At 60.6% G+C, this 24,961-nt stretch carries 26 protein-coding genes; 11 read left to right on the top strand and 15 right to left on the bottom strand.

Going from position 1 to position 24,961, the window contains the following annotated elements:
- Positions 1 to 240: 240 nt before the first annotated feature.
- The 8 genes from P3T42_RS04940 to P3T42_RS04905 form a co-directional block, all read right to left on the bottom strand.
- Positions 241 to 990, bottom strand: a complete 750-nt coding sequence (locus tag P3T42_RS04940) for a hypothetical protein (protein ID WP_429305318.1) — start codon at positions 988 to 990, stop codon at positions 241 to 243.
- A 39-nt stretch (positions 991 to 1,029) separates the two neighbouring features.
- Positions 1,030 to 1,746: a hypothetical protein gene (locus P3T42_RS04935; RefSeq protein ID WP_429305317.1), complete on the bottom strand. Its 717-nt coding sequence runs from the start codon at positions 1,744 to 1,746 to the stop codon at positions 1,030 to 1,032.
- A complete protein-coding gene (locus tag P3T42_RS04930) occupies positions 1,743 to 2,030 on the bottom strand; it encodes a recombinase family protein (RefSeq protein WP_429305316.1) in 288 nt (95 codons plus the stop codon). The genes P3T42_RS04935 and P3T42_RS04930 overlap by 4 nt, the downstream gene beginning before the upstream one ends.
- Positions 2,031 to 2,230: 200 nt before the next feature.
- The gene (locus tag P3T42_RS04925) at positions 2,231 to 2,722 is read right to left on the bottom strand and encodes a hypothetical protein (RefSeq protein ID WP_429305315.1); all 492 of its coding nucleotides are present in this window, start codon (positions 2,720 to 2,722) and stop codon (positions 2,231 to 2,233) included.
- 14 nt (positions 2,723 to 2,736) lie between these two features.
- The gene (locus tag P3T42_RS04920) at positions 2,737 to 3,726 is read right to left on the bottom strand and encodes a hypothetical protein (protein WP_429305314.1); all 990 of its coding nucleotides are present in this window, start codon (positions 3,724 to 3,726) and stop codon (positions 2,737 to 2,739) included.
- Positions 3,726 to 5,249, bottom strand: coding sequence for a DUF4150 domain-containing protein (locus P3T42_RS04915; RefSeq protein ID WP_429305313.1), 1,524 nt, complete (start codon positions 5,247 to 5,249; stop codon positions 3,726 to 3,728). Before P3T42_RS04915 ends, P3T42_RS04920 begins: the two co-directional genes overlap by 1 nt.
- Complete coding sequence (locus tag P3T42_RS04910) at positions 5,242 to 6,663, bottom strand: DUF2169 family type VI secretion system accessory protein (protein WP_429305312.1); 1,422 nt, start codon at positions 6,661 to 6,663, stop codon at positions 5,242 to 5,244. Before P3T42_RS04910 ends, P3T42_RS04915 begins: the two co-directional genes overlap by 8 nt.
- A gap of 7 nt (positions 6,664 to 6,670) precedes the next feature.
- Complete coding sequence (locus P3T42_RS04905; protein WP_429305311.1) at positions 6,671 to 8,767, bottom strand: type VI secretion system Vgr family protein; 2,097 nt, start codon at positions 8,765 to 8,767, stop codon at positions 6,671 to 6,673.
- Positions 8,768 to 8,913: 146 nt separating this feature from the next.
- On the opposite strand from P3T42_RS04905, the gene P3T42_RS04900 reads away from it, so the two are divergent.
- The 4 genes from P3T42_RS04900 (at position 8,914) to P3T42_RS04885 (ending at position 13,490) form a co-directional block, all read left to right on the top strand.
- Complete coding sequence (locus P3T42_RS04900; protein ID WP_429305310.1) at positions 8,914 to 10,080, top strand: hypothetical protein; 1,167 nt, start codon at positions 8,914 to 8,916, stop codon at positions 10,078 to 10,080.
- A gap of 9 nt (positions 10,081 to 10,089) precedes the next feature.
- Positions 10,090 to 10,860, top strand: coding sequence for a hypothetical protein (locus P3T42_RS04895; RefSeq protein ID WP_429305309.1), 771 nt, complete (start codon positions 10,090 to 10,092; stop codon positions 10,858 to 10,860).
- Between the two features lie 39 nt (positions 10,861 to 10,899).
- Positions 10,900 to 12,726: a type VI secretion system baseplate subunit TssF gene (gene tssF / locus P3T42_RS04890; protein ID WP_429305308.1), complete on the top strand. Its 1,827-nt coding sequence runs from the start codon at positions 10,900 to 10,902 to the stop codon at positions 12,724 to 12,726.
- Between the two features lie 392 nt (positions 12,727 to 13,118).
- Positions 13,119 to 13,490, top strand: coding sequence for a Rap1a/Tai family immunity protein (locus P3T42_RS04885; protein WP_074300228.1), 372 nt, complete (start codon positions 13,119 to 13,121; stop codon positions 13,488 to 13,490).
- A gap of 186 nt (positions 13,491 to 13,676) precedes the next feature.
- Here the strand turns inward: P3T42_RS04885 and P3T42_RS04880 are convergent, their stop codons facing one another.
- Positions 13,677 to 13,994: a DUF4148 domain-containing protein gene (locus tag P3T42_RS04880; RefSeq protein ID WP_074300229.1), complete on the bottom strand. Its 318-nt coding sequence runs from the start codon at positions 13,992 to 13,994 to the stop codon at positions 13,677 to 13,679.
- A 215-nt stretch (positions 13,995 to 14,209) separates the two neighbouring features.
- Between P3T42_RS04880 and P3T42_RS04875 the strand changes: the two genes are divergently transcribed.
- Both P3T42_RS04875 and P3T42_RS04870 read left to right on the top strand, forming a co-directional pair.
- Complete coding sequence (locus P3T42_RS04875; RefSeq protein WP_171991715.1) at positions 14,210 to 14,347, top strand: hypothetical protein; 138 nt, start codon at positions 14,210 to 14,212, stop codon at positions 14,345 to 14,347.
- A 173-nt stretch (positions 14,348 to 14,520) separates the two neighbouring features.
- Positions 14,521 to 14,691, top strand: a complete 171-nt coding sequence (locus P3T42_RS04870) for a hypothetical protein (RefSeq protein WP_171991716.1) — start codon at positions 14,521 to 14,523, stop codon at positions 14,689 to 14,691.
- Between the two features lie 127 nt (positions 14,692 to 14,818).
- Here P3T42_RS04870 and P3T42_RS04865 read toward each other — a convergent pair whose 3' ends face one another.
- The 3 genes from P3T42_RS04865 to P3T42_RS04855 all read right to left on the bottom strand — a co-directional run bounded on the left by P3T42_RS04865 (position 14,819) and on the right by P3T42_RS04855 (position 16,923).
- Positions 14,819 to 15,223, bottom strand: coding sequence for a hypothetical protein (locus P3T42_RS04865; protein ID WP_429305307.1), 405 nt, complete (start codon positions 15,221 to 15,223; stop codon positions 14,819 to 14,821).
- Between the two features lie 289 nt (positions 15,224 to 15,512).
- A complete protein-coding gene (locus tag P3T42_RS04860) occupies positions 15,513 to 15,833 on the bottom strand; it encodes a DUF4148 domain-containing protein (RefSeq protein ID WP_074301705.1) in 321 nt (106 codons plus the stop codon).
- Positions 15,834 to 16,029: 196 nt separating this feature from the next.
- Positions 16,030 to 16,923: an AraC family transcriptional regulator gene (locus tag P3T42_RS04855; RefSeq protein WP_429305306.1), complete on the bottom strand. Its 894-nt coding sequence runs from the start codon at positions 16,921 to 16,923 to the stop codon at positions 16,030 to 16,032.
- Positions 16,924 to 17,082: 159 nt separating this feature from the next.
- Between P3T42_RS04855 and P3T42_RS04850 the strand changes: the two genes are divergently transcribed.
- Positions 17,083 to 17,862 (top strand): SDR family NAD(P)-dependent oxidoreductase, encoded by a 780-nt coding sequence (locus P3T42_RS04850; protein WP_429305305.1) that lies wholly within the window; start codon positions 17,083 to 17,085, stop codon positions 17,860 to 17,862.
- Between the two features lie 55 nt (positions 17,863 to 17,917).
- On the opposite strand, the gene P3T42_RS04845 is transcribed toward P3T42_RS04850, so the two are convergent.
- The gene (locus P3T42_RS04845; RefSeq protein ID WP_171991717.1) at positions 17,918 to 18,076 is read right to left on the bottom strand and encodes a hypothetical protein; all 159 of its coding nucleotides are present in this window, start codon (positions 18,074 to 18,076) and stop codon (positions 17,918 to 17,920) included.
- Positions 18,077 to 18,275: 199 nt separating this feature from the next.
- Positions 18,276 to 18,602, bottom strand: a complete 327-nt coding sequence (locus P3T42_RS04840) for a DUF4148 domain-containing protein (RefSeq protein ID WP_074300233.1) — start codon at positions 18,600 to 18,602, stop codon at positions 18,276 to 18,278.
- Between the two features lie 318 nt (positions 18,603 to 18,920).
- Between P3T42_RS04840 and P3T42_RS04835 the strand changes: the two genes are divergently transcribed.
- From P3T42_RS04835 to P3T42_RS04825, 3 genes are all read left to right on the top strand, one after another.
- Complete coding sequence (locus P3T42_RS04835; protein ID WP_253190213.1) at positions 18,921 to 19,241, top strand: hypothetical protein; 321 nt, start codon at positions 18,921 to 18,923, stop codon at positions 19,239 to 19,241.
- Between the two features lie 308 nt (positions 19,242 to 19,549).
- Positions 19,550 to 20,008, top strand: coding sequence for a phosphohistidine phosphatase SixA (gene sixA / locus P3T42_RS04830; RefSeq protein ID WP_074300235.1), 459 nt, complete (start codon positions 19,550 to 19,552; stop codon positions 20,006 to 20,008).
- A 134-nt stretch (positions 20,009 to 20,142) separates the two neighbouring features.
- Positions 20,143 to 20,958, top strand: a complete 816-nt coding sequence (locus P3T42_RS04825) for a GNAT family N-acetyltransferase (RefSeq protein WP_074300236.1) — start codon at positions 20,143 to 20,145, stop codon at positions 20,956 to 20,958.
- Between the two features lie 144 nt (positions 20,959 to 21,102).
- Here P3T42_RS04825 and ppx read toward each other — a convergent pair whose 3' ends face one another.
- On the bottom strand, positions 21,103 to 22,683 hold the full coding sequence (gene ppx, locus P3T42_RS04820) for an exopolyphosphatase (protein ID WP_429305304.1): 1,581 nt from the start codon (positions 22,681 to 22,683) through the stop codon (positions 21,103 to 21,105).
- Positions 22,684 to 22,894: 211 nt separating this feature from the next.
- On the opposite strand from ppx, the gene ppk1 reads away from it, so the two are divergent.
- Positions 22,895 to 24,958 carry a polyphosphate kinase 1 gene (ppk1, locus tag P3T42_RS04815; protein ID WP_429305303.1) on the top strand — a complete coding sequence of 688 codons (2,064 nt, stop codon included), beginning with the start codon at positions 22,895 to 22,897 and terminating at the stop codon, positions 24,956 to 24,958.
- Positions 24,959 to 24,961 lie beyond the last annotated feature (3 nt).

Below are 24,961 nucleotides of genomic sequence, written 5' to 3'. Positions count from 1 at the left end.
CTTGTTTATTCGATTCCTCGGAAAATTCCCCGGGACACACGGGCGCCCAGGCGCATTCAATCCGCATAGTTTTCTCATTTGCTCCCAACACGCGGGGTGTGGGGTCTTGCTAAAGCCGAAGTGGCCGCTTATCGAAGATCGGCAGTCGCGGCACGTGTTGACCCGCCCATTCGTACCAGTTCGGTTCGCTCCTGGCTAACGGGGTCGGGCACCTGCGGCTTTTGGTAACGGTCTTCGAAGTCAGTGATGGTGTGTGAGTCCTAGCACCTTCAAAAAGCCGCTGAAACTAATGTCACGCTTCGGATTTGGCTTGAGGATCAGTGGAGCGTTGTCTACCTGCTTCACCAGCACGACGCTACCGGTTTGAGTCTCGTAAATCACAAAGGTATCGTTGACATAGCCGATGTACATCAGTGGGTGATCTGGCGTACCCATCAAATCCGCCGCGACTCCCTGCTTATCAACGATCCTGGGGCTGAGTCCCATTTTGAGTCCTTCGGCGCTGAGTGCCCCGCCCAACGCTGCCAGAAGTGGAAATGCAGCGAACATCAGAACAGCCGTAAATCGGCGGCTAGAAGCCGGGATATAACGGCGTGACACCGGTAGGTCGGAGACTTGAAAGATGGCCGGGGATGCAAGAAAAATACAGGCAATCCATGTCCAAGGTTTGGACCAGATCAGTATTGGCAGAGGGGCGAGAACGACTGAAGCGACTGCCGCCACCCGCAGACGCGCGGCCCCGCTGACACTCAACCCGGCTGTTTCCTGGCTTTCGGAAACGCGAAAAAGAAGCATGCTCACGAAAAGCCCAATCCCCCAGCCCAGCGTCGACATTAGCAGCGGATAAACGGCCAGTTTGGCGAAGTCGGTTAAGCCCGCGAACTGAAACACGTCGATATCAAACGCCCCCCAGTAACTGCGAAGATAGCTGGCAGAGACCACTAGCCCAAACAGCCCCAAGGCGGTTGTAACCCCTAGTTTTTCGTTCATTGCCCTCGGCCCGTTCTTATGCGGATGCACAGCAGGATATCAGGCGTGGTCAATGGATGAATGAAACCTGTAGTCGGCGTCGCAAAGCCATATCTGATCGAATCTGTGCACGGGTAGACCACTTCCCACGGTCTGAACAAGCGCCTGCCAGTCATCGGACATGTAAAGGCTGTTCAACGTACATTGAACAATCAGCGTGGTGCGATCCGGGTAGCCAGCGGCTATCTTGGACCGAATACTGTCGAGTACGATTTGGCTCATGGTGTCCACAAAATCCAGACCGCTGTGAACAACTACTTCCGAAGTGATTTTGCGGTTCCTGCTTCCCTTCTTGCCAGTGACGCTTAGACCGTCAACCGCGTACACAACACCCTCTGCCTCCAGTCGCTCGCGTAACAGGTAGTCGTTCCCGTGCATGGCGCTGGTGACTTCAAGGTAGCCGCTCCTCGCAAGGTGGTAGTGTTCCACGTACGCGCCACGCTGCAAAATTTCAGCGTCGTACGGTTGACTGCCGCTACGCCAGCGAAGCGAGATATAGCGCCCAGTCCGGTAGTGCGCCTGGATGTACCGGCAGATCGGCAATAGCTCCTCCAGCAACCTCTTTTCGAACTGCGAGGGGCGCATTCTGAATCGCGTCGTTGCATCGGGTTGATGGCGCAGGGCTTCGTACGTCGCATAAACGTTGGCGCAGAACTGTAGACCGTCAAGCCAGACTTCATCAACAGCAGCATATGAACATCCATAGTCGGCACTCACGCTGGCTGCTCGGCAAGAATGCGCTGCACGGTCGATACCCCGCATCCTGCGGCCTTGGCGATCATGTCGAACTCCCTGCGGGATGCGGCCTTTAACAGTTTGTCGAACTGCGGACGGCCATCACGGCCCTTGCTGCCGCTCACGCCCTTGTCCACGTATTCGGCTACCACCTCCCAGCCTGCACGCGCAGCGACGGCGCGTAGCTCCACTAGCTGATTCTCGGTCGTCTGGGAGTCGGTGCTTACTCGGGCGTACAACGCTACTCGTCTGGTTTTGCTGATCATGCTGGCCTCCATACGGTGAGAACCGTATAGGTCACTCCATATGGAAAACAAGTGTTTATCGGATAGTCCGAAGACCGGGCACAAACCCGAGTGGTGTCATGGACGAAACCCAGAAGGATTTCCGTATAGACCGGGGAGCGCAGCACGTACAACTCTCCCACGCCGCTGCCTCACTAATCGCGGCCCAATATTTCAATCCGTCAGTTATCCTGACCTACGTGTCCGCTCGATACGAGTCTGCTCCACGACTGCTCGCGGCCTAGGCGGACAACCGTTACTTCTTCGATACCTTGGCCTACATTCCGCAACACCAACTCAACCACCCGGAAGTCAGGAAGGAAAAACGATACTCGCGGCGGTATACCAACCATATCACCACTGAGCCTGCGTTTTGCGGATTCGACGGTTTCCGATAGGGCATCCAGGTGAAATGGCAAGTTCAAACCATGCCGAAAATGTGCGGAAACGAGAATCCAGCGGGATGGGTCTGCAACTTCCGAATAGCCGGCATGTGGATGGCGAAAGGTGAGCGTGATGCCGTGCTGCGGAGCACGCAGCAAGTATTCCTCTCGCGCATCCCTGGGAAGGAGCGCCTCTTCGTCCAGATCGAGCCACTGTGCCAACTCGGGCAACCACTCCTGGAGATCGAAACAATTGATCCTCGACGCCACCTCATCCGGCCAGCTTCGCATGTCGTACCCTGCTTCTAGCGAATGGGGGGGTTGTCAGGATGGTCGACTCGGGTCCAAGCGGAACCATCAAAGCGCACGATGTCTTTTTCTCCAATCGACCAAAGTACCTTGCCGGCGGTATCGACCGTAACGGTGTCTCGAACCGGTGGTATCAGACCCGTTACAACCTCCCGAATCTTGGCCTGAGGATCATTGAGCTTGTACTCGTAAAGCCCAAGATTCGAAGCCAAATATAGCTTCTGCCCGAAGCGCGCCATGGAGTAGAAGAGTTGATTGTCCTCCACACTGGACATGTCTTTGAAGCCGCTTCGCGCATTGCCATTTAGCAATGCTCCATTGTGGCCACAAATCCAGATGCTATCCGGCGACTCGATCAGGATGCGGTTCAGGTAGCCTGTCTCCGGAATATCGACCCGGCGCCATGTGGCTCCCTCGAAATGGAACAATCTCCCCTCCAATCCTGCGGGTCCCGGAAAACTCCCGCAGACATAGATGTCTCGCTCACTCGGCCCGTCAATGTCGCTCAACAGCAATCGATCCGTTATGGGTGGCGTCTGCAACAGTCCTGCATCCATGTGCTCCCAAATGTTGGTGCTCACACGTTTGTAGATCTGCCCTCCGCCTCCACATACGAACAGAAAATCGCCTATCTGTCTGATCGAGCTAACGTAGCCCCAACCAACCGCATCGGGAACGAATACCCCTGCCCCTGCGATTTTCTCTTCCACAACCGAGTCCCTAAAGCTGAACTCGACGTGACCTTCCTGCGACATGCCAACCAACGCCCAGTCGCCCGTCTTGTCGACGCCAGGCGGGAAATAGGTCGTGGCGCTCCGCGCCCACCAATTCGTCTCTTGATGCGTCCACGGCTGAGCATCACCATGGATATATTGAAACCAGCGAGTAAACGACGTGTACGGTTCGTCTTCGTCCGGAGATCCGGCGATAAGCAACCAATCGTCCTCAATGACTTTTGCTACGGTAAATGTAATGTCCGTTGCCATTAGCGCCTCCGTCCACGCCACGGTGCAGTTGTCGTGTGGCTTTCGCCTCGTTCCAGCGTCCCACGCGTTTCGCCCTCAGGCAAAGACTGTGTAGTACGGCCATATTTGTTTCGATCGACGTCCTTGAAGGTTTTGCGGACCTCTCGCTCAATCTCTTCCTTACAGTGCGGCTTGACCTTCGACACCTCCTCGACCGAAATGTCCAGAATGTCACCCATTGGTGCGGCTCCAATGGGACCTTTCTCCCGATTTCGCCCCACGGCAGCAATTCTCGGGTCAGTGCCTTCGTGCGCGAGATTATGCTCGCTACCCGCAACCTTTGATCCTCCAGAAAGACATATGCTCGGACCGTCATCCAGACTTGGCATGCCGGGTATCCGGCTTCCCTTATCTTTTCGGGTCCCATAGCGAAGCGTGTAGTCAGGAACAATGTGATGGGCCTGTTGCCCCGGTGGACACTTCTGGTCCTTAAACGGCTTTATGCCACAGGGACTACCGCCGTCCCCACTTCCAGGAATGTTCACGTTGTTGCCAATATCCGAGGCAACCTGATCCTGTACCGCTTGCTCAGCCTGCTTTTTTTCCTGCTTAACCTCGTTCTCGACGGCATGGGTCTCGGTCTTTACCTCCGTCTTCAACGCCTTGGCTTCTGACACTATCGCTTTGCCGCCCGGGATCATCGAGGTGATTCGATTGATTACAGCGTTTTCGACAATGCCCACAGCGGCACCAACAAAGTTGGGCGCCCTGCCGGTCAATATCCAGTCAGCCGCCGTATCCATTGTGCTCGCGCCAGCGTCCGTTACGCCCCCGACCGTACTAACGACGCCCCCGACCGTTACCCCAGCACCACCGACAACTTCCATTCCGGCGGCGACCGGCGCACCTATTCCTGTGGCGGCTACCCCTCCGCCGGCCAGCATCGTCAATCCGCCTGCGCCAGCCACCTTGCCGCCAGCATCCATCGCCTTGTCAGCAGCGTCGTGCAGCGAAGGTGATACGTTGTCCTTGTACCCTTGGGCCAACTCCTTCGCAGTCTGCTTCACCTTGTCCATGAACGTCTGCTCGGCAGGCGTGGCATTCTGGGCAGGAGGCTGGTCCGCCCCACCGACGGCAGCCTTGGCCGATGTGCCGGAAGGCGCCGGAGCGGCAATGTAGATGCCCGGGTTGTTGCCGCCATTCATCGTGTTGCTATCACCGACACGCACCACATACTTGCCGCCCGCGCGTACCGAGCCGCTGGCACTGGTCGGCTTTACTTCCCCGTTCACCGTGCCGGACTTCACCCCCTTGAGCCCACCGGGACTGTCGCCCGTGCAACTGGGCTGGGTACTCTGATCGAGAACATACGCGGGCGTGCCACGAAAAAGCACAGTAGGCACAACCCCGACGCTGCTTCCCAGGTCCTGCGTGGTGGGGTATGGAAGCGGCACCACGCTGCTTCCCACCTGGGTCTTGTTGATCGATGGGGCGGTCGATACCGCCTTGAACTCGCCGACCTTGTGTGCGCCGAGCTTAGGCATGCCGGACCTCCATCTGGCGAGCCTGTTCATCGAATTCGGCGAAAAGTCGATCACGTTCACGGCGCTGGTCGACGGACAGCACACCCGCTTCAAGCACGCGGATCGGCGCATCAACGGTTTTGCCTACGATTCGCCGCCAAACCATCGACAATTGCCGGCGGTCGGTGTCGATCGACACCGTGTCCAGCCACATCGGCAATCGAAAATAGGCACCGCTTTCAAGACGCACGCGTACGAACGCCTGGTGCTCCGGCAAGGCAAAGCGCATCGTAGTATCGCCCTGCTGGTCGATACTCACGCCAGGGGCATCAGGTGGAAACAGGTTCGTCAACTCGACAATCTCTCCTCCACTCGGATAATCGATCTGCTGGTCCGGTGGCGCAGCATTCCAGATTGCGAAGTCGAAGTCTTCGGGTAGCCACCTGTCGCTCGTGACGAACGCCTCGTCGATCGTGCCGATAAGGGCCGCCCGATCCGGATGGCCTTTGGGGCGCACACCCCAGCAAACCGACTGCTGTTTAGGCAACGCCCCTCCGGACACTGCCTGCCTGAATACCGCCAGGTCAAATGTCGCATCCGGGCACTCGATCCGCGGTGCCGGCATTCGCGTGACATCTGCGGCTTCCAGATACCAGTTTTCCGACCACCCCACTCCGATAGGGTTGGCAGCGAATGCCGAATGTGCGACCAGACCTGGACCTTCGTCATCGTTGGAATTCGGAAGACGATGTTTGGCTGGTACGCGACGCGCCGCCGGGGAATCACCGGACACGCGGCACTCCCCTCCAAATGCCAGTTCTGGCCGTAGCGGAACGCTCAGGCAGGGAACGGGCGTCGACAACGTCCACGGAACGGGGCGCAGCAAACCCAGAGTCAACCGGCGGCATACCCGAGCGCCCCAGGACGTTGCGAATGACGACCTCTCGAGAAAGCGCTCACCCGTGATGACCAGCGTTTTGTCAACGATCGTCTGCCCCGATTGGTTACGGCCCCGCAGTGCTGAACATTCACGCTCCCAATGTGCAACGGCTTCGGGCGACGCAGGCATCAACGGATTCAGCCCATGAGGCGGCTCGGGCAACGGAAGCGGAGAGCCGTCGGGTTTGCGGAGGGTTAGGCCGACGCGAAAGCTCCGTGCCGGACGATCTCCTGGAGCATGCGCTGTCCCGTTGACGATGACGTCGCATTTCGGTTTGAACTGACAGAGGTCGCTCTCCTCACGGATACCGCTACGACCAATCTCACCGAAATACGCATCTTCCTCGCGCAAAGGCAATTGCTCGTCAGCATACAACGGGCCGTCCTTTGTGAGATCGAGCGTCTGGCGAAGCACAACGACATGAAAGTGCTGGTCGCGTTGGTCAATTCCCTCGAACGCCAGCGCCGGAAACGGCGTATGGTTTTTGAATTCCATGACCCGCTCAGTTGATATCGACGTCTTTACCGTTGATCTGAACCGGCCCGGAGCCTTCGATCAGCAACTGCGCACCGCGTAGCGTGATATGTCCGTTGCTCTCCAGAATCAGCGACGCGCTACCGGTCCTGAGCTCGATCCGATCCCCAGCGGTAACCGTATAGCTCTTGCCCACCATGGTGGTTTTCGATAGCCCGACTTCCTCGGCGCTCGCGAGACCGGCCGCGGAATTGATCGCGCCCGCCACCGTCACGGTATAAGCCCCACCCACCGTGAGCGCCTTCGCAAGCCCCACCGTCTCGGTCGATGTCAGCGCAACCACCAGGTTGTCCATCCCGCTGATGGTCTCATTGCGATTCCCCCCTACCGACAGCGTCTCATTACCGCCCACCTGCTCGGTACGATTCACACCAACAGTAATCGTCTCGTTGTTGCCAACCGTCTCTGTGCGGTTGTTGTTGACCTGCACGGTTTCATCATGGTCAACGGTCTTCGTACGATCGTTACCCACCGTATGCGACTCATCGTTCTCGACCTCGATACGCTGGTCCTTCTCCGCGTGAATCCAGACCTCTTCTTGCCCCTTCATATCCTCGAAGCGGATCGCGTTGGCATTCGCGACTGTCGCGCCCTTGCTCGAACGCGTCAAAAAACCGCTCTGTGTCGCATTGGCCGGCAAATCCCACGGCGGCATGTTCTGCGCGTTGTACACCCGCGAGATGATGAGCGGACGATCCGGATTGCCGTCGAGGAATGAAACGACAACCTCGTCGCCAACGCGCGGAATCTGGATCGCCCCGAATCCCCCGCCCGCCCATGGTTGCCCCACACGTACCCAGCACGAACTGCGATTGTCCTTCTGTCCCAGACGGTCCCAATGGAACTGCACCTTCACGCGACCCAGCGAGTCCGTGTAGATTTCCTCGCCCTTCGGACCAACCACGAACGCCGTTTGTGGCCCCGCAATCATCGGCTTCTGGGTACTCAGCGAAGGTCTGAACGGGATCTTCTTGCGGATGCACACGAAGCTGTTCGAGTACGTCGCAGAACCCTCATGCGACTGATAGTTATTCGTTCCATGATGGCTGACGGAGAGAATCAGAAACTGGCTGTCCTCCTGCGTGCCGGAGTCATGGTCGTAATGCCCGGTCAACTGGAAAAACCGTCCGGGGCTAAGCGTCCGGCAATTGCTCGCGCCAATGAAAACCTTGCCCGCCGCTTCCAGTGCTTCCAGTCGAAACCGCGTCAACTCCTCGCCGCGATCCGTCGAGTCGAATCCGTGCAAGCCAACGTAATCGTAAATCTCGTAGCGCTCGGCATCGCCCTGATCCGTGGTCGTATCGGCCGACACAAAGCGGCGCGCAGCCGGTGCCTTGTAGTCGAACGTTTTCATGCTGATGCGGCCCGACTCGAGTTGCCGGTCGGCGCGCCAGCTCGTCACCACGCTCTCGTTGTCGAGCATCTCACCCGTCGCATATCGCAGCGTGGAGTCGCCATCGATTGCCTTGGCTCCCTGCGAATCGTCCGTGATGATCAGCTTGTGAGCGTCCTTCGTATGCTCGAAATAAAAGTAGAGTCCTTCCTGCTCGAGCAGCCGGCGCACAAAGTTCAGGTCCGATTCGCGATACTGGGTGCAATAGCTATAGGGCTTCGGATCCTTGCGAACGCGAAATTCATAGGACGCCAGCTTCGAGTATTGCGAGAAGACATCGCCAAGGATGTCCTCCACGGTTTTGTCCTGGAAAATACGCGTGTCGAAGCGCCGGCCCAACATCCAGATCCACGGGCGCACCGTTGCCGAGTAGGTGGACAGACCGCCGTCGGTACCAAGGTGAATAAATCGCGTGACGTAGCCGTTAAAATAACGTGTCGATCCGTCATTAATCTGTAACTCGATTGACACCTTCTGGGCAATCAGTTGTTTCAGCTGGATGGTTGCATCCTGCGAGACCAGCCCGACCTCAATATTGAAGAGCTGGGACAGCTCGTCACTGCAGCTGAAATCGCTAACCAGCAGCTGGGACTGGCCGGACAGCGGGGTATCGATCGAAAAGAGCCTGCTGTTCTGCAGTCCAAAGAAACTGCTTGGATCAGACATCTGCATGGCGTTCCCCCGTTTCCTGGTGGTCAGTTATGCGCATACAATGTCGAAGCCCTGAGAGTCCGACAAAATCCGCCTCGCGATTATATTGCGCGTTTCAGGCTATGAACAATCTCAGCAAAAATTAACAATTTAGCGAATGCTTATTAATGCGCAGCAATAATTGCTTCACATTATGCATGTTGAATAAACCAGTAATTTTTTCGCCCACGATTGATCCGATAACGCAGGTAAATATGAGCGATACCGAGTTTTACGCTTGCACCGCCGACAACCCGGGCCCACTCATGGGTAATGGGGGCATGCTCGGGCCCAGCGCATTGCCGGGCGTCGGATCCGGCGGCGCTCGCCAATCGGAGGTAACGCCCGTCCTCGTCGATCTCGGCGGTGTCTATCCGGCCGACTCGAGGGCGGTGTCGCGTTATCTCATCGCCGAGCTCAAATACGACGACAGCCTGACGGCCGAACAACGCGCGAACGATCTGGTGATGCTTCAACAGGCGCTCAGAGAGGTCGAACAGGAGTTCAACAAGACCGAGTTCGGCAAACTGTACAAGGAAGCACAGACGGTCCCGGGTCTCACCGGGGACATTCTCAACGCGTTCTACGCGCCGTCGAATATCGGCGCCACCGCCGCCACTGCTGCGGGCTCCGCGTTGTCGCTGGTGCCCAAAGCGCCGACCTCCGACTTGCTCGATATCCCGGACCAGGCCAGGCAAAAGCTTCTTGCGTGGGCAAGAAAAGGCGGAAACCAGGGCATCAAATCGGCGCAGAAGCGCTTCGGCAGTACGCTCAAGCTCGTGCGTATCGACGGCAAGTGGGCCTTCGAAATTCCAGCGGGCAAAAAGGCAGCCGGTTACGTCATCAAAGGGCGTGCGGCGGCCAATGTCGTGCGTATTCCTGCGTATCGCCAGGCGGCACTTGAAGCGCTCGAGGCGAAAAACCGCGTCAACCTCGAAGGGTTTGGAGAAACCCTGGGCGGACGCATTACCGGCGTGGGTGCGGGCGGATTGCTTGCGCTAGGTCCGCAGGCCATCCTGGACTCGATTGATGCGGACAATCTGCATCAGTTTGCAAGCCTGGAAGCACACAGCCAACCCGCTAACGCAGCAGGCTGGCTGGCCGGCTGGGGCGCTGGCGCCGCGGTGCCTGGCGTCGTGGCGCTGGTGGTGGGGGCGCCGGTGGAGGTGCCGGTCCTTGCCGTACTCGCGGTCGGTTTCGGCGTGGGGCTGACGGTTCAGGTCTTCGTGTCGCGCCACTATGGAAAGCGGATTGGCGGCTGGTGGGACGGCCTGGCGGCACGTCACCACTGGTAAGCTGATCCTATGGAAAAGACCCTGATCAGAATGCCGTTCGGCATGTTCGTATTCAATGCCGTCGCCGGCTTCATGATTGCGACGAGTTTCCCCGTCCTCGTGTGGCTGGTGCCGGTGATGCTCGTGGCTGCCTTGGCCTTCAGCATCTTTGCGGCATTTTTTGCGACCCGCTATAGCGCCTACCACCGGGGCATGAGCACACTCATGCGGCTCAATTTCAGTCTCTTCGCAGCGGCTGTGTGCGAAACCATTGCGGAACCGTTCGGTCTGTCGCAGCGGTCGGTGGTGGCCGTCGTTCTTGCGTACCTCGTGTTGCTGAGTGCCGTCTACCTTATCTACTTCCACAGCGAAAAACGCGCGCACTGGCTTCAATTCGCTACGAGCCTGGCCAGCCCGACCCTCGTCGTCAGAGAAGAGAGAGTCGCCAGGATTGTGCGCCCGCGCACAGCCGGCCGCAGGCCGTCGTCAAGCTGGTATGCGCCGATTGGCTCGGCAATCGGCGTGGCCATGCTGTCGATTGCCGGTGCGTCGCTCGGCACGCACGGCAACGATCAGTTTCAGGCCGCTGTTGGTGCGGCGCTCATCCTGTCGCCGCTGGTGTTTCTGCGCTACATGATGCCGTATTTCGTCGGCATTTCAGAAGTCAGGCGGGTCGAACGGCTGCGCGGCGCGCGTTTCGCTTTCGACAACCTCGAAGCCCTGCAACGCGAGCGTGCCACACTCGGCGTGGCACGCCTGCTTAATCCCCTGTTAAGACAGCCGCCCCGCCCTTCCCGGTAATATCCGCAGGTCCACTGAGCTCGAAGCGGCAACCCGCAAATGGAAGAACTGCTGCCTTTTTACGAACGCGAACTCTCGCTGCTCAGGCAGTACGCGCGCGCGTTCGCCGAGCGTAACCCGAAGATCGCCGCCCGCCTCGCCATGGCGAGCGACAACTCGGAGGACCCGCACGTCGAGCGCATGATCGAATCCTCGGCACTGTTGGGTGCCCGCCTCGGCGCCAGGATCGAGGACGAGTACCCGGAATTCACCGAGGCGCTTCTGGACATGCTGTACCCGCACTATCTGCGGGCAATTCCATCCTGCTCGATCGCGCAGTTCGCGACGGATTCCCGCACCGGCCAACTGACCGAAGCGGTCACGGTCAAGCGCGGGGCGGCGCTGGAGGCTCGCGTGGGCGAGTGCCGGTTTCGTACGGTCTACGATGTGACCGTGCTGCCGCTGCGTTTAACGGAGGCCCGCTATTCCGCGACAGCGACAGCACCGATGAGTACCCAGCTTCCGGCGCACACAACCGGTCTGGTCTCGATCTCATTCGAACCGGCCACCGAAGCCGAAGCATTTGCCGCGACGCAAGGCGGCAGTCCGGTGCGGATACACCTAACCGGGCAGCAGAGCTTCGTATCGGCACTCACCGATACCCTGCTGATGCGCCCTACCGCCGCGTTTGCCGAAGCGGATGGGTCCGGTCGGTGGAAAGCGCTCTCGCACCTACCGTTTAGTGCCGTCGGCTTCGAAGATCAGGACGCGCTGATCGGCGGGGAACCGGATGCTCCGGCGGCGTTTCGCCGGCTGATGGAGTTCTTCGCGTTTCCCGAGAAGTTTTACTTTATCGACCTCGATTTCGCGCGCCTGCTGCGGGCCACCGGCTCATGCAAAAAGTTGACGCTGCATATCGCCGTCGCCAACGTGCTGAAGGACTCGTCCGCGGCGCACGTATTGGGAACCCTTCGGGCCGACAATCTTCGGCTCTTCTGCACGCCCGTCATCAACCTGTTTAAACGCGAAGCGCTGCCGCTTCGAGGCGCGCGCGACGCCCTTTCGTACCCGGTGATCCCCGAAGCACCGCGCGTTCCGAACACTGAGATCTACTCGATCGATTCCGTCTATACGATCGAGCAGACCGCGGCAGGCAAGGTGGTGCGGGAAATTCCGCCTTACCGTTCGATGCGGCACGACGAATCGGCCCAGTCGTCACGAACGTACTGGCTCGCCCGTCGCGATCGATGGGTCGCGCAGCAGCGCCCCGGCTATGAGACCGAGATTTGCTTCGTGAGTATCGGGGCGACACCCGCCGAGCTGGACCCGGGTCCGTTGGGCATCGAACTGACCTGCACCAATCGGGACTTGCCGCCGGCCATGCCGTTCGGCATGCCGGGCGGCGATCTGTTGAATGAGGATGCTTCGTTTGCCTGCACGATTTCCATGCTGCGGGCCCCGACTCGAAGCGCGACGCTGGCGCAGGGCAACAGGAGTCTCTGGCGTATCGTTGCGCAGCTCACGCCAAATGCGCTGTCACTGGACCTTGCCGGTCTCAAAGCCCTGCTTTACCAGCATGCTCATTCGGCGTCGACATCGATGTCGACGCTGATCGACGGAATCGCCGGACTCGATCACCGCCCCTGCATGCGATGGATGCCCGCCAAGCCTCTGGCAAACTTCGTCCGCGGTATAGAAGTGCTGTTGACGATCGACGAGCCCGCCTTCAACGGCGTGAGTCTCGGCGTCTTCATCGGCGTGATGGAACGTTTCTTTGAACCGTACGCGCATTCGAACAGTTTTACCCAACTGGTCGTGCTTTCAAAAAATACGGGTAATGAAATCCGGCGTTGCGCCCCTCGTCAGGGCACCTCCCCGCTACTTTGATACCGAAACTCGCCTTGCCCGACGTCTCCTTGCTACAGTCCCATATCCGAAGCTGAACCCACCGTCCGAAGTCATTGAAGGATCGATCCGTGCGCAAATCTGTATTGCTCATCCTGCTTGCGGCGTGCGCCGCAGCATTCGCACCCGTTAGCGCCGAGGCGCATCCCCGTGTTGTGTGCAAACGGGTCTGGTATCGCGGCCATCTCGTGCGCCGCTGCCGTCAGGTGCCGCCGCCCCGTCATCACCCGCATCGCCGACCGCCCCAGCATCGCCGGGGCAACTACGTCTGACAGGTCCAGGAAGACTATCGGATGCGCATTTGGAAGGCCGCCGCAGCATCGTCACAATGGCGGCACACAATAGCGCACCCTATTCTTTTGAACCGACAGCAGATGAACAAATCGATCGCCGCCCTGGCACTCATCGCACTTTGCTCCACCGCGCAGGCCAGTCCGGCATCCGATGCCGACAACGGGTTTCTCACCGGCAACTACTTTCGAGGCGGAAGCCAATCGATGCGTGCTGCCTACGTCATTGGCATCCTCGACGGCTTCTCGTACTCCACGGTGTTCGGCGCGCCGGACGCGAGGGTCGAGAAGCTCCGCCGCTGTATCGGCGCCATGAATGCCAATACCCGGGCAGTCGGCACGATCGTGGATCAATACCTCGACGCACACCCTGAGTCATGGAATGAGAAGATGCAGCCGATCGTCCTGCGCGCCATGCGGCAGGCTTGTGCAACGCATGGCGTAGCGATCGATTAAAGGCCGCCAAGGCGTACGAACCGACGAACGGCCGTCCAATACGAACATTGGCCCGCTACCGCCCATTGCGGCGGTAGCGGGCCAATTTAGCCATGAGGCGCCCAGAGGGTACTGCGCGTTCAGCGGGCGATGCCAGCCACCGGATCAGTCGCTAACGGCTCGCCGATCTGACGGCTGGGTCGTGGCTTAGTGACCTACGTAAAGCGAACGCTCGCCGGGATAGCTCGACACGGCTGCGGCGGGCGCGCCCGATTCCGACGAGCCGCTCACGACACCACCGACACCGCTCGTCGAGCCATTCTCAGCAGCAACGCGCGCTTCGGCAGCCTCGATCTGAACGGGGTAAGTAGCTTGGTCGCCACCCGGACGATAGCCGGCCTTTTCAAGCTGGACCAGTTGCGCACGCACTTCGGCGCGCGTCAGCGGCTGGTTCGATTGGGCGAACGACACGACCGGAGCGGAGAGAGCAACAGCAATAGCGACAGCCTTGATAAGCGAGTTCATGATAACGACCTCCAGAGATTGTCTTGGACAGCGCTGCAAACGGGTTTGTGTGCAGCCAGTGATCACAGTGTAGAAAGACCATGACCCAGGGTAAATACCTAAGTTATGAAATCACTTTTCTCGCAAACAGGACAATGGAGAAGTCGCTTAACGGACGACGATCAGGTACGAAAACTGCTGTGTCTTCTATCGGTATCTTTGTGAGGAGCCAAGCTATGAAGAAGATCTGTATCGCCGTGGTGGTCGCTATGACAACGCTGTGTGCGACGGCGCCGGCATTCGCCGATTACGACCATCATCGTCATTGCCATTGGGAGTGGCATCACCATCATCACGTCCATGTCTGCCGGTAAGCCAGCAGCATAAGCGGACGAGTACACGCCCGGCCTGCTCGCCGGGAGGTCGGTCAGTTGCCCGATGAACGAGACGGACGAACGGGACAAAGGGGGCGAGACAAGCGGCGCAAAAAGGCCTAGACTTTTCGGGCAAGCCTTCCCTATGCGTAAGCAGACACTGGAGGTCAAGCATGACTGCGCCGCAAAAACTGTACGGTGTGACGCTAAAGCCTCGCGCCAAGACACCTCCGCGCAGGCTGATTGAAACGCCTGCCTCCGAAACCCATCCGGACCTGATGGAAGCGGTTCGCCGAGCGGTAGCCGAGCATCGCGAGCTGGCCGATCGGCCGTCCCCACGTTAAGCCTATTCTTTTTGTTTCATGAAGGCCCGCCTCGAGCGGGCTTTCGGCATTGTTGCCGCGGGGTTGTCACGTTGTTGCCCGATGGCGGCGCGCGGCGCTCGAGACAGGATCAAGCAGGTCTAACCGATCAATACCGCCGCCTCCGACGACTGGCCATACGCAGACCAAGTCCGCCCATGATCGCGCCGGCGATACCCGTAATCGCCCCCACGATGCCCGCAATGACGGCCACGTAGTTGATCCATTCCGTCTCAGGTGCCTTGGCGGGTGAAGGTGCTGCCGTTGCCGTCGCGACGATCGAAGGAGCGGCTGCAGGCACTTTGTCCGGCGGTGCTTCCGACGGCAGCGGGGACGCTGTGATTACCGGCGTCGCCACGCTCGATACGGCTGCGGATGGCCCAGGCGCCGCATACAGCCCTTGCGCGAGCGCCATGGACGCGGCTGGGGTATCCCGCGCGATATCGCCGGCTAATGCAGTCGCGCAATGCAGTGAGACAAGCAGCGTTGCCGCGAGCGGGAACAGAGGCCTCATCGAACGTCGCGCTGAATCCGACTCCGCGGCATTTCGTGTGGTGGGCAAGACGTGCTTGATGGACAGATGGGTAAGGGTCGATAGGCGCGCCATCCGGTCGCTCCGGTGGAAATACGATCGGGCCATTGTAACGGCTACCCGACGTCTTTCCCGTTACGCTGGTGGGCACGCCCTAAGCAATTGGCCCGCTCCCGCACATCTGCGCGGGAGCGGGCCAATCGGTCCAACAGAACCTGCCGCACACCCTGGCTTCAGACGCACCGCCAGGGAGTCGGCTAAAACGCGTGGCTTAGTGGCCGGCGTAGACCGAACGCGAGTCGCTCACTGCCGACAACGCAGAAGTGCGAACACCGGATTCCGACGAGCCGCTAACCGCACCGCCGACGCCGCTCGTCGAACCATTCTCAGCAGCAACGCGTGCTTCGGCGGCCTGAATGTTCGCCGGATAGGTGGGGTCGTTGGAAATGGACGGGTTGTAGCCGGCCTTCTCGAGCTGGACCAGTTGCGCACGGACTTCGGCGCGGGTCAAAGGCTGGTTCGATTGAGCGAATGAAGCGACCGGGGCAGCGATAGCAACAGCAAGGGCGACAGCTTTGATGAGCGATTTCATGATTATTACCTCCAGAGATTGTTTTTAACGGCGCTGCAAACTGGTTTGTGTGCAGCCGGTAAGGACAGTCTAGAGAGCGACAGACCTAGGGTAAATACCTAAGTTATGAAATCACTTTTCTCCTAAACCTCACAATCGGAATAGGCGCCTGGCATCCGCTCGACGCAGACCGCACGCCGCGCAACGGAACAGGACGCTAAACGATGGCGGCCTTCAACGTCGCCATATCGCGACGCGGTGGCGCGCCAAACATGCGCGCATATTCACGGCTGAATTGCGAGGGGCTTTCATAGCCCACCTGATAGGCAGCCGCTTCGGCGTTCGCTTCGCCCGCCGCCATCAGATTGCGCGCTTCGAGCAGGCGCAACTGCTTCTGATATTGCAGCGGCGTCATCGAGGTGAGCGCCTTGAACTGCCTGTGGAAGGCCGACGGACTCATCTGCGCCACGGCGGCCAGCTCCTCGATGCGTATGGTTTCGGTGAACTGGTCGCGCAAGGCATGAATCGCCGTCACGACTCTTTGCGCATGGTCGTTCGCCAGCACGACTCGCGCGACCTCATTTCCATCAGGACCGCTTAGCAACCAGTAGCAGATCTCCCGCATGATCATCGGCGCGAGGATCGGAATGGCGCGAGGCGTATCGAGCAGGCGCACCATGCGCAATACGCAGTCGGTCAGCGGGCCGTCGAAATTGGCGACAAAAACGCCATGCCCGAGCGGGTCTTCCGGCGTGGGTGGCGTATCGAGGCGCTCCATCACATCGCGCATGACGGCAAGGTCGAACTCGATCACCACGCCGAGAAACGGCTCGGCCGGACTGGCCTTCGCCACCCGGCTGAGCGCCGGCATCTCGACGCTGACCACCAGCGCCTGCCCGGCCCGATAGTCATAGCGCCGGTCGCCGAAGGTCGTCCACTTCGCGCCTTGAACCACGACACAGAGAGCCGGCCTCATGATCAGATGAGAAGGCGGCCGCTCATGGTCCGAGCGGAGAATAGCCATCCCTTCGATGGCCGTCATATACGGGTTTTGCTGGTCGGCGTGCTGATCGGTATAGCGTTTGACGGCTTCGAGCAAGGCATTTGACATGGGAACACCCTCCGCATCTGCATGGCCGCATGTTAGCGCCTCTTGTGGCCCGAGGTGGGCGTGCTGGCAGGATCAGGCAAGAAGTGAGGCAGTTCGGGCATTCAGCGCCGGGAGCGGCCGGCATAAGCTTGCCTCTCCCCACCTAACGCGGAGCGCAGCATGACAGCAGGAAAATCAGCAGAGACCACACCGAAGATCGCCATCGTCACCGGCGGCAGCCGCGGCCTGGGACGCAACACGGTGCTCCACCTCGCGAAGCGCGGCGTCAGTTCCATTTTCACCTATCGAGCCAATCAGGCGGAGGCCGAGAAGGTCGTCGGTCTCGTGGCCGAGGAAGGTCGGCAAGCGGTCGCGCTGCCGCTCGATACCGGCAAGATCAGTACGTTCGACGCGTTCGTCGGACAGGTTCGGGACTCGCTCGCACGGTTGGGCGCCGAGCGCTTCGACTACCTCGTCAACAACGCCGGCACGTCGCACCACGCACCGTTCGAGCAGACCTCCGAGGAAGAGCTGGACAGCCTCTACAACGTCCATTTCAAGGGGGTGTTTTTTCTGACGCAGAAGCTCGTTCCGCTGATCCAAGACGGCGGCCGCATCGTCAATATTTCGTCGGGGCTCACTCGCGTCGCCGTGCCGGGCAGCGCGTCCTATGCGTCCATGAAGGGGGCGGTCGAAGTGCTGACCCGCTATCTGGCGAAAGAGCTCGGCCCGCGCCGGATCGCCGTCAACACCGTCGCGCCGGGCGCGGTCGCCACCGACTTCAGCGGCGGCATGGTGCGCGACAATCCGGAGATCAACAAGCGCGTGGCGGAGTGGACGGCGCTCGGCCGTGCGGGCCTGCCGGACGACATCGGCCCGATGATCGCCTCGCTGCTCGCCGACGACAACCGCTGGGTCAACGCCCAGCGCATCGAAGTCTCGGGCGGCATGGTGATCTAAACGCCCAAAGGCGCCGGAGCGGCGAGACTCGCCCCTCTGGCGCCGGGAAACCGGCTCAGTGTTTCGGCCGGCTGAACTCGTAAAGACGACGACGCTGCATTTCGCAAATCACCCGCTTGCGCGCAGACTCGCGCCGGTAGTGGCCGACGGCGAAAATCACGGCGAACAGCAACACACAACATCCCACTGCGGTGGCCAAAACAGTCGCGTCCATGGCGGCCTCTTCTCAGGTGCTGCGCTCAGCCGCAGCGGCGTTCAATTACAACTCCGACCCACAACAACCTGCGCGCCGCACGGCGATACCCGAGTGGCAAAACAGGCCAGCCTCTCCTGCGAGAGCCGACCTGCCTGTTACTCGCGAGCGCCCCGAAGGACGCCACGCGACAATCTTCCCGCCACGCTATCCGCGCGGCTTAGTGACCGTAGATCGCCACCGGGGCCGAGTACGTGCTCACTGCCGAGCTGGCGCGCTGGCCGGCTTGCGACGAACCGTTGCTGCCCGAACCATAGCCGGTTGCATCAGCCTGTGCGGCGCCCTTTTCGGCGGCGACGCGGGCTTCGGCAGCCTGAATGTTGTCGGGGTAGTGAATCCAGTCGTTCGGGTTGTAGCCGGCCTTTTCGACCTGAACCAGGTCGGCGCGCACTTCAGCGCGGGTCAACGGTTGGCTCGACTGCGCAAACGCGGCGAGCGGTGCAGCGATCAGGGCGGCAATAACAGCAGCTTCGATAAACGACTTCATGACGACTACCTCCGAAAATTGTTTTGTGCGGCGCTACAACCACTGGGATGTACGACCGATGAAGACAGTGTATGGCTGGGAAGACCTAGGGTAAATACCTAGATATTGAAAACACTGTTGTCAAAAACATCACAATTACGGGACAGGCCGTGCGCCGCCGGCCTCACTTTGCCAGGATCCGCCGGCCGGCGCCTGACCATTGTTGACAGTCCGCTTCCTCAGCTCGTCATAGCATCCCCGTACCGGGCCGTCGATCGTTGCCAGCCGCAGGCGCGGCCGCCCGCTAGCCGGCCACGGAACGTACGTGGTGTTTCGCACATGGATCAAAGGCAAAATCGGGAGGGCGCACACATGGTTCTGTTCCTTGACAAGGACATCGCGCACATCGCATGCGTGATGCCGGCAGCGCTGGCCGAGGGCCGCGGCGGATCGATCCTGTCGTCCGGCTACTGGCGGCGCCGGCTCAACCAGCTTCTCGACGCCGCTCATCTGACCCGCGCCCAGTTGGACGCACTGGATCGGCTGCTGCGTCAACTCGACGCCTTCGACGCCCGACAGCCGTCGCCCGACGCCGCGAATCCATCGTTCATGTCGCTGGACATCTCCACGACGCGCGTCAAACGACAGAAAACGTCCTGAGCCGCGCACGTCTTTTTGCGAACTGTTGGCTGGGTAACGTTGCTGCGGAATGCGGCTATCTAAGATGACTGCTGGCAAAATTCCGTCGAGTCACGCCATGCGCTATCCGTTTGATATCGCCGTTACCTATGCCTTACTGCTGCTCGTCATGTGTTGCGTTGTTAATCTGACACTCTCCTGAGCGGAGCCGACGGCGCTCAAGCCGCCTCCCCGTTGCCTCCTTGCCTTGCTGTCACGCGCCCCGCCGTGCGACAGTGGTACAACACAGCGTCGCGCGTGTTGCGCCGCTCAAGACCTGGGAGACAAACATGAATCTGATCCTCTGGCGCCACGCCGAAGCCGAAGAGATCGCCCCGAGCGACCTGGCCCGCCAGTTGACCGTGCGCGGCCGCAAACAGGCGCAAGCCGTGGCGAAGTGGCTGCGCGCGCGGCTCGACGACGACGCCGTGATCCTGGCCAGTCCCGCCGTGCGCACCATCCAGACCGTCGAAAGCCTGACCGATCAATACCGCGTGGTGCGCGAACTCGCGCCCGGCGCCAGTGCGGCTGACGTGCTCGGCGCCGCCGGCTGGCCCGAAGGCATTGCACCGACGGTGGTGGTAGTCGGCCATCAGCCGACCCTCGGTCACGTCGCGGCGCAACTGCTTGCCCAAAGCGACACAAGCTGGCCGCTCAAGAAGGCAGGCGTCTGGTGGCTGGCTAGCCGCGAGCGCGACGGCGACGAGCAGGTGGTGCTGCGCGCGGCGATCAGCCCCGATCTTTTGTAAAACACCGAAACGCAAATAAAGGGGGGACCTTACGGACTGTCACCCAATAGTCACGACGCTGCCATGCGAGCGTCACCGGGCGTTACTACATTGGCGAAAAAGCGAAAAACTCTTTTTCGACAAGGAACGCCCACATGCAAGATCTGCCGACGTCTTCCCTGCCGCTCGCTTCGAACCTCGAGACGCGCCGTCGTCTGCCGCGCGCCGAGGAAACCGTCACCGCGCAACACCGGCTGCAAGTGGCCTGGGCACGCACGGATGAAGAGCTTCGCGAAGCGCAGCATCTGCGCTACCGGGTGTTCGCCGACGAAATGGGCGCGCGCCTGACCGGCCCCGCGGGTCTCGACGTCGACGCTTTCGATCACTACTGCGACCACCTGCTGGTACGCGATCTCGATACGCTCAAGGTGGTCGGCACCTATCGTGCGCTGCCGCCGCACCAGGCGGCGCGCATCGGCCGTCTGTATGCCGAAAGCGAGTTCGACGTCTCGCGTCTTACGCATCTGCGCCCGAAGATGGTTGAAGTGGGCCGCTCGTGCGTGCATCCGGATTACCGCAGCGGCGCCGTGATCATGTCGCTGTGGGGCGGCCTCGCGTCGTACATGTTGCACAACGGCTACGAAACGATGCTCGGCTGCGCGAGCGTAGCGATGGCCGACGGTGGTCACTACGCGGCGAATCTGTACTGCGCGCTGCGCGATAGCGCGATGACCGCGCAGGAGTACCGCGCCTTCGCGCACACGCCGCTGCCGGTCGACGAACTGCAAACCGGCGCCCAGGTGGCGCCGCCGCCGCTCGTCAAAGGTTATCTGCGGCTCGGTGCGAAAATCTGCGGCGCACCGGCCTGGGATCCCGACTTCAACACCGCTGACTTTCTGACGCTGCTGCGCCTGTCCGAAATCAACGCGCGCTATGCACGCCACTTCCTCGGCGATGCCTTGCCGGGTTAAGCAGATCACTACGGGGTAGGTGCAAAACGGAAACAGCCCGGCAGAGCATGCGCTCTGCCGGGCTGTTTGCTGATCGCTTTGTGGAGCGTGACGCTCGACGTAGTGCCCATCGCACACGCATCGAGCCTCGCTTCCCGCGGATCGTCAGTCGTCCGTATAAACGACGCGATAGGGAATGCCCACCTTTTCCCATTCAGCCGCTTCCTGAATCAGGCTGTAGTCGGTCAGCGGATTGTTGCCCACCCACTCCTTCGGCAGACGCACTTCGTAGCCGTTGTTGACGCGCGCCACCGCGATACCCGGCAATCCGACATCCGCACGACGCCGGCACAGCAGTGCGGCGAGGCGCAAGCAGAACAGCAGCGGCCATTCCACTTCACGGGTTTGCGACAGCTTGCCGAGCTTGCCCGCATGCCCCAGCACGAGCGCCGCGAGACGCGCCTGGTCGGTGCGCGAAAAGCCCGGCATGTCGGCGTTGCTCGCGATATAGGCCGAGTGCTTGTGATACGCGCTATGCGAGATCGACAGACCGATTTCATGCAGCGAGGCCGCCCAGCTCAGGAACATGCGATTCTCGACACGCCGCTCCGTGTCCGGTTCGCCGAACTGATCGTAGAAGCTCACCGCCAGTTCGCCGATGCGGCCCGCCTGCGCGCGATCCACGCCGTAGCGGCGCATGAAGCCTTCCACCGTGACCGTGCGCATGTCTTCGTGCTGCGAACGGCCGAGCAGGTCGTACAGCACGCCGAGACGCAAGGCGCCGTCGGTGGTGTCGACATAGTCCACGCCCAGTTCGTCGAACACCGCGAGCATGATGGACAGACCGCCCGCAAGCACCGGAATCCGGTCGCTCTTCAGCGCCACCAGTTTCAGGCGGTTGACGTTCTCCGCCTTGATCAACGCCCGCTTCAGGCGTTCGAGGCCGCCACGCGAAATACCGTGGGTGATGCCCGGGTCGTTGAAGCCGTTCGCTTCGACCAGTTCCGCGAGCGCGCGAGCAGTGCCCGACGAGCCGATCGCCTGTTCCCAGCCGGTCTTCTTGTACTCGTTGGAAATGATCTGGATTTCGCGGCCGGCGGCGAGCTCGGCCTGACGCATCGTGTATTCGTCCACGTTGCCCGCCGGGAAGAAGGCCCGGCTATGGCTCACGCAGCCGATATACAGGCTTTCCATCTTGATGGGGGTGTAGTGCGAGCCGATGATGAACTCGGTCGAGCCACCGCCGATATCGACCACGAGGCGCTTGCCCGGACTCGCAGGCACCGAGTGCGCCGCGCCCGCATAGATCAGACGAGCCTCTTCGCGCCCGGCAATCACTTCGATCGGGAAGCCCAGTGCCGCCTGCGCCTCGCCGAGGAATTCGCCGGCGTTCTTGGCAATCCGCAAGGTGTTGGTGGCCACCGCCCGCACGTGATCGGGGTGGAAATCGCGCAGCCGTTCGCCGAAGCGTTTGAGCGCGTCCCAGCCGCGCACCTGCGAGGCGCGGTCGAGCATCTTGTCGCTCGACAGGCCTGCGGCCAGCCGCACGGGCTCGCGCAGCGCATCGACCTGGTAGATCTGGCTGCCGGCATCGGTTTCTTCGACCCGGCCCACGATCAGACGAAAACTGTTCGAGCCAAGGTCGACGGCAGCGAGAAGTTGTGGAGTGTTGACCATCGATTGAGCGGACTCCATACGCGCTAGCGCAGCCTGCTTGTTGCCGGCTCCGCCGTTCAAAGTCACCATTTTAAGCGTACCGGACCTCACGTTGTAACCTTCACGGTGAATGCCTGCGTTATGGTCCCATATGGTCCCATATTCATTGCGTCATATTTACGACACAAGACCGATACAGCGTAAGTTTATAATCAATCGATTGTCATAAGAGCGTCATCATACTGTGAGAATTTCCGAGCGTCTTTCGCCGTCCCTACCTGACCTTCCATTCTCGCTGCCGATGTCCACCCGCTACCCTCTGTTGAATCGCGAACTGGGCATCCTGGGTTTTAACGAGCGCGTGCTGGCGCAAGCCGCCGATCCCGCCGTCCCCTTGCTCGAACGCCTCCGTTTCATCTGCATCACCAGCAGCAATCTCGACGAATTCTTCGAAGTCCGCATGGCCGGGCTGCAGGAGCAGATGCGCGACAACCCGGGTGCGCTGTCGCCGGACGGCATGTCGCTGCAGCACGTCTACGACCTCGTGGTCGAGCGTGCGCAGAAGCTCGTACATCGCCAGTACCGCATGCTGCACGACACAGTACTCTCCGCGCTTGAACAGGAAGGGATTTATTTTCACGGCACGGAAGCATGGAACGAAGCGCAGACCGAATGGGCGCGCAATTACTTCTTCGACGAACTGCTGCCGGTCCTGACGCCGATCGGCCTCGACCCCGCGCATCCGTTTCCGCGCGTGCTCAACAAGAGCCTGAACTTTGTCGTCGAACTGGAAGGCAAGGATGCCTTCGGCCGCCAGGCGCTGATGGGCATCGTGCAGGCACCGCGTGCGCTGCCGCGGCTCGTGCGCATGCCGCAGGAACTGTCGGGCTATCCGCACGGCTTCGTGCTGCTGAGCTCGCTGCTACAGCGCTTTGTGGGCGAGCTGTTTCCCAATCTGGTGGTGCGTAGCTGCAACCAGTTCCGCATCACGCGCAACAGCGAACTGTTCGTCGACGAAGACGAAATCACCAATCTGCGCGTCGCGCTGCAAGGCGAATTGCCGGCGCGGCATCTGGGCAACGCCGTGCGCCTCGAAGTGTCGGCGGATACGCCTGCGCATCTGGTGCAGCGCCTGCTCGACGAAAGCAGCCTGTCCGACAAGGACTGCTACTTCGTCGACGGCCCCGTCAATCTGGTGCGGCTCATGCAGTTGCCGGAGATGGTGGACCGGCCCGATCTGAAATTCGTCCCGCACATTCCGTCCATCCCGCCGCAGATCGCCAATAGCGCGAGCCTGTTCGACGTGATCGATCAGGGCGACGTGCTGCTGCATCATCCGTACGAAAGCTTCCAGCCGGTACTCGAACTGCTGTTGCAGGCGGCCAAAGACCCGAACGTGATGGCGATCAAGCAGACCATCTATCGCACCGGCACTGACTCCCCGCTGATGGACGCGCTGATGCAGGCCGCGCGCAACGGCAAGGAAGTCACCGTGGTGGTGGAGCTGCTCGCGCGCTTCGACGAAGAAACCAATATCAACTGGGCGGCGCAACTGGAAGCCGTGGGCGCGCACGTCGTGTACGGCGTGGTGGGCCACAAGTGCCACGCGAAGATGATGCTGATCGTGCGGCGCGTGTCGCACAACGGCAAGACGACGCTCAAGCGTTACGCCCACCTCGGCACCGGCAACTATCATCCGCGCACTGCGCGTCTCTACAGCGACTTCGGCCTGATGACGTCGGACCAGAAGATCTGCGAAGACGTCCACCACGTGTTCCAGCAGTTGACCGGCATCGGCGGCGAACTGAAGCTGCATGAGCTGTGGCAGTCGCCGTTCACGCTGCATCCGAAGCTCATCGAGGCGATTCGCGCCGAGGCGGAGCATGCGCGCGCCGGCAAGAAGGCGCGCATCGTCGCCAAGATGAATGCGCTGCTCGAACCGACCGTGATTGCCGAGTTGTACGAAGCATCGATGGCGGGCGTGAAGATCGATCTGATCGTGCGCGGCGTGTGTTCGCTGCAACCTGGCGTGCCGGGGCTCTCGGAGAACATTACGGTACGCTCGATCGTCGGGCGCTTCCTCGAACACCACCGGATTTTCTACTTCTACAACGAGGGCAAGGAAAACGTGTATCTGTCCAGCGCCGACTGGATGGACCGCAATTTCTTCCGGCGTGTCGAAGTGGCGTTTCCGATCAACAATCGCCGCCTGAAGCGCCGCGTGATCGCCGAGGGTCTGTCGGCCTTCCTCGGCGACAATCAATCGGCGTGGCTCATGCAAAGCGACGGCCACTACCGCCGCCGTCGGCCGGGCAAGTCGTCGCGCAATGCGCAGATGAGTCTGCTGGGGAAGTTCTGTTCCTGAGCC

This window comes from Paraburkholderia sp. GAS38, from assembly GCF_050434965.1.
Taxonomy (GTDB): domain Bacteria; phylum Pseudomonadota; class Gammaproteobacteria; order Burkholderiales; family Burkholderiaceae; genus Paraburkholderia; species Paraburkholderia phenazinium_A.
Note: the sequence above shows the minus strand (reverse complement) of the source record. Positions and strands in the feature narration are given on the sequence as shown.